The following is an 8,639-nucleotide window of genomic DNA, read 5'->3' on the forward strand; positions in this document are numbered from 1 at the left end:
ATGTTATTTGATGTCGCCAAAGCGCTCAAGATAAAGGACGGTTGCTGCAGTACGAGAAGGAACTTGTAGCTTTTTAAGTAAACTCTTCATATGTACTTTAACCGTAGACTCAGAGATAAAAAGACGATCGGCAATTTGCTTGTTGCGGAAACCTCTTGCCACCTCTCTTAAGATCTGCGATTCACGATCGGTCAGTGTATCAAACACGTCCTCTTGCTCTGAACGTTCACTCAAATACTTAGAAACTTCTTGGCTGTATGCCTTGTCCCCTTGATGTGCTTGTTTTAGCAACTCAACCAACTCATCAGGCTCAGTGTCTTTCAATAAATAGCCATCGGCACCACTTCGAACTATTGCTTCTATATCTGCTGGACTATCCGAAACGGTTAGAATGACAATTCTGGCTTCACAGCCATCTGCACGCAGTGCTTGCAAAGTATCAAGGCCAGACATGCCTTTCATATTAAGATCAAGAAGTACAAGATCCAGTTCCAGCTCATGCGCTTTCGCTACTGCATCCGCGCCATTACTTGCTTCTGCAATGACCTCAAACTCAGGCTCAAAGCTTAAAAGCTGGTGGATACCTCTTCGCATGAGTGGATGATCATCCACCAGCATTACTTTACACACTGTCACTGTTTACTTCCTTACTATGTTGGAATTCTAATTTTACGGTACAACCTTTGTTTATCGATGCTTCGATGTGAAGATCGGCATGCAGTCTAGCGGCCCGCTCTTGCATGATACTCATACCGTAATGATTTAATTTTTCGTCTTGATGTTCAAAGCCTATTCCATCGTCGCTAACGGTTACTGTGACTTTTCCATCATTATCGAGACATTGAATGTGAATATTATCTGCTTGCGCATGTTTGATAGCATTAATTGCCGCTTCTCTTATCAACTGTAGTAAATGAACCTGCTGATGTGCATCCAGTTCAGTTGATGAAAGTCTATTTTTTAGCGTAATGTCCGCAGCAGTTTGTTCACTGAGCGTTTCAACCATGTCTTGCAATGCTTGGCCAAAACTGCCCTCTTTAATCGTAAGACGAAACGTCGTCAGTAACTCGCGTAACTGCGTATAAGCGGCAGATAAGCCCGTATCTAGCTCGGCAATAACTTGATTAGCCTGCGCGATCGCCTTTTCGTCAGGCAAGTTCTTTACGCTTCTCTTCAACAAAGCGACCTGAATTTTCAAGTAAGAGAGTGCTTGAGCCAATGAATCATGCAACTCCCGAGCAATAGTGGCTCGCTCTTCCATCAGCAGAATTTGTTCTGCTTGGCGCTGCGCCCGATTGTAATACACGGCGCGTGATAAAATCTGCACGAAGTTGTCAATAAGAGCCTCGTTCGGACAAGGTAACCCTGCTTTCCAATATAAATAGCCCAAGTGCTCACCATCTAGCATCAGGGCTTTACCGTGGCAATCTTCATCACAATCTTGGCAGCATTCTTCTCCTTCCATCAATATCCAGCTCGGTTCTCCCAGCTGCTCGATTTCAAGTTTGACCGCTTTAATGCCCTCAAGACTGACGATATGCTGCAAAATCGCCTGGAAATTGTCTTGATTAATACGCGACGCCGTGAGTTCTTTTGACGAGTCATACAGCACCTCTAAAGACTGGTTGGCATGCTGCAATTTACGTGTTTTCTCATCAACCGCTTGTTCTAATCCTCGGTACAACTTACCAAGGTCTGTCGCCATCCGATTAAAGGTTCGAGTCAGTATTCCCATTTCATTATCGCTAGATACATTGAGCGATATATTAAATGAGCGATTTTTAATTTGCTCGCTAGCAAAAACTAAAGCACGCAGAGGCCGAACAACTTCGAGGCGCACAAAATGAACGACAAACATACTGACACAAAGAATGCCACCCAACCCTAACCCGCCGATCCAGGCTAAGTTAATCAGTTTTTGCTCCGAAAAGCTTTGTAGCTTAAATACAAACTCATCGATTTGTTCAACAAAACCGGCCACTAGGAGTTGATATTCTGCCGGGTTGTCTCCTCTAAGCACCGCCTTGAGTTCATGCCATCTGATAATAAGACGGTAGTAATCGTGAGTGATGTCTTCTGGCACAGACCAATGCTGAAGCGCTTTCATTGAAGGTGAATATATCGAATGTTCAAATGCGTCAATATGTGAAGAATAGTCAACAGATTTAACCTGAATATCATTCGCCAGACGGTAGCTTTGCATTCGCATCGAGCCAGCAACATTGACGGCTTCAGCATCGTTCAAACTGGACGCTAACGTAAAAATCGCAAAACCAGTCGTAGCGACTGAGAGCAGCAAAATAAGAAGCATCGCGGACGCAATCGTGCGCGTCACCGACTTTTTCACATTTTTAAACAATCTGAGTTCCTCGCCCATTAACAATCCTATTTGTACGTGCAATGAACCCATTACCTTTCAACTTTATCAATATGTGATCACCTGCGACGGAATTTATTGATCCAAAACAATATTGCATACCATTTACCCCCTAAGAGGTATTTATACAAATATGTCAAAAACTACAATTTCGTTAGTTTAAATGACAGTTTATTAATGAAAATTGTGGACTATGCTTAGTTTGGGTTCCAAGTTTCGAGGTGACTAAGTGGTAGACCTTTCCAGAAGAAGACTCTTTGCAAGAAAAGCGCACCCCGACAACGCCGTACGTTTGCCTTGGTTAACTAAACCGCAACAGTTTACGGACGATTGCACTCGCTGCGGTAAATGCATTGAGGCCTGTGAAACAAAGATTATAACCAAAAGTGATGGCGGATTCCCCTCGGTCGATTTTTCCATCGATGAATGCACATTTTGCTATCAATGTGCAAACGCCTGTCCTGAGCCCCTTTTCTTGCCAGAAACAGAACAACCTTGGCAAGCAAAAGCAAGTATCAACGATAACTGCTTAGCAAAACAAAATGTCGAATGCCGAAGCTGTGGGGATATGTGCGACCCGATGGCAATTCAGTTCAAATTAGAACTGGGGAAAGTAGCACAACCCAATTTAGACCTTGATGAGTGTAACGGCTGCGGCGCCTGTGTTTCAGTGTGCCCGACTTCATCCATCAATGTGAGCAATACAACAGCCTAAGCCGAATGTCGTCGGCCAAAGGCAATAAAAATAAATGAGAGAGCTATATGTCACTAAATGAAGTGCATATTTCAAGTTTGGTAGTACATGTGCTGCCGGAACATTTGGACGAAATCAAACAAAAGATAGAAGCACACGAAAATGCGGAAATCTATGGTGACAGTCCTGAAGGCAAGATTATCGTCGTACTTGAAACTGAGAACCAAGGTTTCATCACAGACACTATCGATGCCATTAACAATTTACCGAACGTCTTAAGCACGGTATTGGTTTATCACCAAATCGAAACTGGGCTTGAAGAAACGGATGAAGAAGACACTGGAACACAACATTCCCAAATCGAGGGTGAAGTATGAAAATGACAAGACGTGCGTTTGTGAAAGCAAACGCGGCTGCATCAGCTGCTGCTGTCGCAGGTGTGACACTACCAGCATCTGCAGCCAACCTGATTGCAAGCTCTGATCAAACCAAAATCACATGGGACAAAGCACCTTGTCGTTTCTGTGGTACAGGCTGTTCTGTTCTTGTTGGCACTCAAAACGGCAAAGTGGTAGCAACACAGGGTGACCCAGAAGCACCAGTAAACAAAGGTCTGAACTGTATCAAAGGTTACTTCCTTTCTAAGATCATGTACGGTCAAGACCGTCTAACTCAACCGATGCTACGAATGAAAGATGGCAAATTCCACAAAGATGGTGAATTTACACCTATCTCTTGGGATGACGCTTTCGACATCATGGCTGAGAAATGGAAAGCTTCCCTCGAGAAAAAAGGCCCAACAAGCGTAGGTATGTTTGGCTCAGGCCAATGGACAGTAATGGAAGGCTACGCTGCGTCAAAGTTAATGAAAGCAGGCTTCCGATCAAACAACATTGATCCAAACGCTCGTCACTGTATGGCTTCTGCCGTTGTAGGTTTCATGCGCGCATTCGGTATCGATGAGCCAATGGGTTGTTACGATGACTTCGAGAACGCAGACGCTTTCGTTCTTTGGGGCTCAAACATGGCAGAGATGCACCCGGTTCTATGGACTCGCATTACTGACCGCCGCCTAAGCCACCCTCACGTTAAAGTGAACGTGCTTTCTACTTACTACCATCGTTCATTTGAGTTGGCAGACCACGGCTACATTTTCAATCCTCAGTCTGACCTTGCAATTGCTAACTTCATCGCAAACTATATCATCGAAAACGATGCAGTAAACTGGGACTTCGTGAACAAACACACGAACTTCACTCAAGCAGACACTGACATAGGCTACGGTCTACGTGACGATGATCCGCTACAAAAAGCAGCGAAGAACCCGAACTCTGGCAAACTCACTTCTATCTCATTCGAAGAGTACAAGAAATCAGTAGCGCCATACACAGTAGAGAAAGCATCTGAAATCTCTGGTGTTGAGAAAGAGAAGCTTATCGAGCTTGCGAAGCAATACGCGGATCCAAACACGAAAGTGATGTCTCTATGGACAATGGGTATGAACCAGCATACTCGTGGTGTATGGATGAATAACTTGGTTTACAACATCCACCTACTAACCGGTAAGATCTCGACTCCGGGGAACAGCCCATTCTCACTAACGGGCCAACCATCAGCATGTGGTACCGCTCGTGAGGTTGGTACGTTTGCTCACCGCCTACCAGCGGACATGGTGGTTGCTAACCCTAAACACCGTAAGATTGCAGAAGACATCTGGAAACTGCCAGAAGGTACGATTCCACCAAAACCTGGCTTCCACGCCGTATTGCAAGACCGTATGCTGAATGACGGCGTTCTGAACTGTTACTGGGTTCAATGTAACAACAACATGCAAGCAGGTCCAAACATCAACACAGAACGTCTTCCAGGTTACCGCAACCCAGAAAACTTCATCGTTGTGTCTGACCCATACCCGACAGCAACAGCACAAGCAGCAGACCTTATTCTTCCTACCGCAATGTGGATTGAAAAAGAAGGTGCTTACGGTAACGCAGAGCGTCGTACTCAAGCTTGGTACCAACAAGTGGGCACGGTCGGTCAAGCAAAATCCGACCTTTGGCAGCTAATGGAGTTCTCGAAACGCTTCAAAATGGAAGAAGTGTGGCCTGAAGAGCTTCTAGCGAAAGCGCCTCAATACCGTGGTAAAACAATGTACGACGTACTTTACCGCAATGGTAACGTCGACAAATTCCCTATCGAAGAAGCTCGTGAACTGAATGACGATGCTCACCACTTCGGTTTCTATGTTCAAAAAGGTCTGTTTGAGGAATACGCAACATTTGGCCGTGGTCACGGTCATGATTTGGCTCCATACGACCGCTACCACCAAGTGCGTGGTCTACGTTGGCCTGTTGTTGATGGTAAGGAAACACAGTGGCGCTTTAAAGAAGGTTCAGACCCATACGCGAAAGAAGGTTCTGGTTGGGACTTCTACGGCAATGCTGACGGCAAAGCGAAGATCATTTCCGCGCCATACGAAGCGCCACCAGAAGTACCGAACGATGAATTTGATATGTGGTTATGTACTGGTCGTGTTCTTGAGCATTGGCACACAGGCACCATGACTCGTCGTGTACCTGAATTATACAAAGCAGTACCAGACGCAGTGTGTTACATGCACCCAGAAGACGCAAAAGCACGCAATGTTCGTCGTGGTGAAGAAGTACTCATGGCAAACAAACGCGGTGAAGTACGCGTTCGTGTTGAAACTCGCGGTCGTAACCGTCCGCCAAAAGGCTTGGTATTCGTACCGTTCTTTGATGCACGTATTTTGATTAACAAGCTTATCCTAGATGCGACTGATCCACTGTCTAAACAGACAGACTTTAAGAAGTGCCCAGTCAAAATCACTAAGATTGCTTAACCTTCAGATACTGAATGCTACGGCCGTCATTATGGCGGCCTAATAAAGAATTTAAGCCATAAAGGCGGAGATGAAATGATGAAAAAATTACTTGTCGCAGTTTTATCTGTAGGTGCGTTAGTGACAGGCATTGCGCAAGCTGAGTTGGATAATCCAGGTGGTATTGGTGGTCTAGAATCTTTACGTGGAATGTCTCAATTGGAAGATACGCGTCCAGCAGACGAGTTCAAAGACTTCCCTAAAGATCAAATCGTTGAAGACAGCTATGTTTATCAACCACCGTTGATCCCACACAGCATTCGTCACTACGAAATTTCGTTAAATGCTAACAAGTGTCTTGCATGCCATAGCTGGAAAAATGCAAAAGAGTCAGGTGCGACTAAAATTAGCGTAACGCACTATGTAAACAGAGAAGATGCGGTACTGGCAGATATGTCTCCTCGTCGTTACTTCTGTTTACAATGTCACGTTCCACAAACGGATGCAAAACCACTAGTGGAAAACGAGTTTAAGGCAGTCGATTCGCTTCAGTAATTGAAACGCGAGTACTAAGAGGTTACTTATGAAAATACTTAAAGCGTTTTGGAAGAGACTGTCGAGCCCGAGTAAAGCTGCCGCTGGTGTGGTTTTATTTCTAGGCTTCGCTGGTGGCCTTCTATTTTGGGGCGCATTCAACACAGGTATGGAAGCAACCAACACAGAAGAGTTCTGTTCTGGCTGTCACGCGCCGATCGTTGCTGAAATTCAAGAAACAATTCACTACTCCAACCGATCTGGTGTTCGTGCGATTTGTTCAGACTGTCACGTTCCTCATGAATGGACGGATAAGATCGTTCGTAAAGTACAGGCATCTAAAGAGCTATTTGCACACTTCGTAACCAAGACGATCGATACGCCAGAGAAGTTCCAAGAGCGTCGTGGACACCTCGCAGAGCGAGAGTGGGCACGTATGAAAAAGAATGACTCTCTTGAATGTCGTAACTGTCATGAGTTTGATTTCATGGATTACTCTCAGCAAGGATCACGTGCGGCAGAACAGCACTCCACCGCTCTCGCTTCAGGCGAGAAAACATGTGTAGACTGTCACAAAGGTATTGCGCACAAACTACCAGACATGAGCGGCGTTGAAGGCTGGCACTAAGGAGACTTACCATGAGTACATTAGAATCTGTAATTTGGCATATCCTTGGCTACAGTGCTATGCCAGTGATTATTCTTTCCGGCTTTGTGGCGGTAGCAGCAATCTCTCTCTGGCTGCTGTCATTTGGTAAGGATAAAGAGGTGTAACGTAATGCATCTCTACTCGTCAACTAGCCTATTTGTTGACACTGAGCGCCGAGCAAATGCTCGGCGCTTTTTTTATTTATTGCTCAATGGTACTTGCCAACCATAAACAAGCAATCATACATAAAAAAAGCGACCATAAAGGCCGCTAATATTTACTGCTATAGGGAGTCGTTTAAGATTCTTTTACTGGCAGAACCTGTTTGACGTATTGTCCTGGCGCTTCATCAATAACCGGATGGTTTTCTGAGCCAATAGGGAAAGGCTCAACTTGCTCTTTAGGGTTGAATTGGAGTAACCACTCGTTCCAGTGTGTCCACCACGATCCCTCTTTGTGTTCCGCGTTATTCAACCACTCATCAGCAGAGTCATCCAAATTATCGTTCAACCAATAACCATACTTATTTTTAGCTGGCGGGTTCACGATGCCCGCAATATGACCAGACTCACCGAGGACAAATGTTTTGTTACCACCCGTGTTCAGCGCACCACGGTAAGTTCCCTGCCATAACGCAATATGGTCTTCTTTCGTTGACACAAAATAGCTAGGAATTTTGATCTTATTTAGATCAATCCATACTCCACCAATTTTGACGCCTTTATCTTGCACCAGCTTGTTCTCTAAATAGAGCTCGCGAAGCAAGAAATTGTGAGATGCAGCGCTGACGTTGGTGCTATCGCTATTCCAGTACAACAAGTCGAAATCAACCGGACTGTTACCCTTCAAGTAATTGTCGACGTAGTAGTTCCAGTACAAGCTGTTTTCACGCAGTAAACTAAACGTCACGCTTAAGGAACGGCCGTCCATATACCCTTTTGCGTTATTTTGCGCTTCAATTGCACTAACAATGGTGTCATTGATATACGCGCCGACTTCACCTGGTTGAGAGAAGTCGAGCAACGTGGTGAAGAAAGTGGCAGACTTAATGCGCTTCTTCATACGTTTTGCAGCGTAGTAGGCAACCGTGCTTGCTAAAACAGTACCACCGATACAATAACCAGCAGCATTGATTTGCTCTTGTCCTGTTATATCTTCAATTGCAGCGACGGCTTTCACTACGCCTTCTGTCACGTAGTCACCAAACTCTATGTGCGCTTGTGCCTTGCCTGGATTGCGCCAAGACATCATAAATACACTATGCCCCTGCTCTAACAACCATCGAACCATTGAGTTCTTTGCTGTTAAATCAAGGATGTAGTATTTATTGATGAAAGGTGGGACGATGAGCAGCGGCGTCGCATTCACTTTCTCTGTTAGAGGTCGATATTGAATCAACTCAAACAATTCGTTTTGAAAAACCACATTGCCCTGTGTCGTCGCAACGTCATCGCCCACGCGGAATGCATTGTTATTCGTCATACGAATTTTTAAAATGTCTGCGCTCGACTCAACGTCTTCTTTCAACTGCTCTAAGCCTGCC

9 protein-coding genes are annotated in these 8,639 nt (G+C 45.0%); 6 read left to right on the forward strand and 3 right to left on the reverse strand.

The window, feature by feature from the left end; translation table 11 throughout:
* Positions 1–3: 3 nt before the first annotated feature.
* Positions 4–618: a response regulator gene (locus CAG68_RS06515; protein ID WP_031777156.1), complete on the reverse strand. Its 615-nt coding sequence runs from the start codon at positions 616–618 to the stop codon at positions 4–6.
* 4 nt (positions 619–622) lie between these two features.
* Complete coding sequence (gene narQ, locus CAG68_RS06520) at positions 623–2,359, reverse strand: nitrate/nitrite two-component system sensor histidine kinase NarQ (RefSeq protein ID WP_025767926.1); 1,737 nt, start codon at positions 2,357–2,359, stop codon at positions 623–625.
* A 247-nt stretch (positions 2,360–2,606) separates the two neighbouring features.
* On the opposite strand from narQ, the gene napF reads away from it, so the two are divergent.
* The 6 genes from napF (at position 2,607) to CAG68_RS06550 (ending at position 7,221) form a co-directional block, all read left to right on the forward strand.
* A complete protein-coding gene (gene napF / locus CAG68_RS06525) occupies positions 2,607–3,092 on the forward strand; it encodes a ferredoxin-type protein NapF (RefSeq protein ID WP_005373529.1) in 486 nt (161 codons plus the stop codon).
* Between the two features lie 47 nt (positions 3,093–3,139).
* Positions 3,140–3,448, forward strand: a complete 309-nt coding sequence (locus tag CAG68_RS06530; RefSeq protein ID WP_005373535.1) for a chaperone NapD — start codon at positions 3,140–3,142, stop codon at positions 3,446–3,448.
* Complete coding sequence (napA, locus tag CAG68_RS06535; RefSeq protein WP_005389060.1) at positions 3,445–5,934, forward strand: periplasmic nitrate reductase subunit alpha; 2,490 nt, start codon at positions 3,445–3,447, stop codon at positions 5,932–5,934. The genes CAG68_RS06530 and napA overlap by 4 nt, the downstream gene beginning before the upstream one ends.
* Positions 5,935–6,012: 78 nt before the next feature.
* Positions 6,013–6,468: a nitrate reductase cytochrome c-type subunit gene (locus CAG68_RS06540; RefSeq protein ID WP_005389061.1), complete on the forward strand. Its 456-nt coding sequence runs from the start codon at positions 6,013–6,015 to the stop codon at positions 6,466–6,468.
* Positions 6,469–6,496: 28 nt separating this feature from the next.
* Positions 6,497–7,075 (forward strand): NapC/NirT family cytochrome c, encoded by a 579-nt coding sequence (locus CAG68_RS06545; RefSeq protein WP_005373542.1) that lies wholly within the window; start codon positions 6,497–6,499, stop codon positions 7,073–7,075.
* A gap of 11 nt (positions 7,076–7,086) precedes the next feature.
* The gene (locus tag CAG68_RS06550; protein WP_005373546.1) at positions 7,087–7,221 is read left to right on the forward strand and encodes a TIGR02808 family protein; all 135 of its coding nucleotides are present in this window, start codon (positions 7,087–7,089) and stop codon (positions 7,219–7,221) included.
* A gap of 172 nt (positions 7,222–7,393) precedes the next feature.
* Here CAG68_RS06550 and phaC read toward each other — a convergent pair.
* The coding region (phaC, locus tag CAG68_RS06555) for a class I poly(R)-hydroxyalkanoic acid synthase (RefSeq protein WP_161440938.1) at positions 7,394–8,639 on the reverse strand (1,246 nt) is incomplete at its 5' end.

Origin of the sequence: Vibrio sp. V42_P2S4T144, from assembly GCF_009904715.1 — a bacterium.
GTDB lineage: Bacteria > Pseudomonadota > Gammaproteobacteria > Enterobacterales > Vibrionaceae > Vibrio > Vibrio alginolyticus.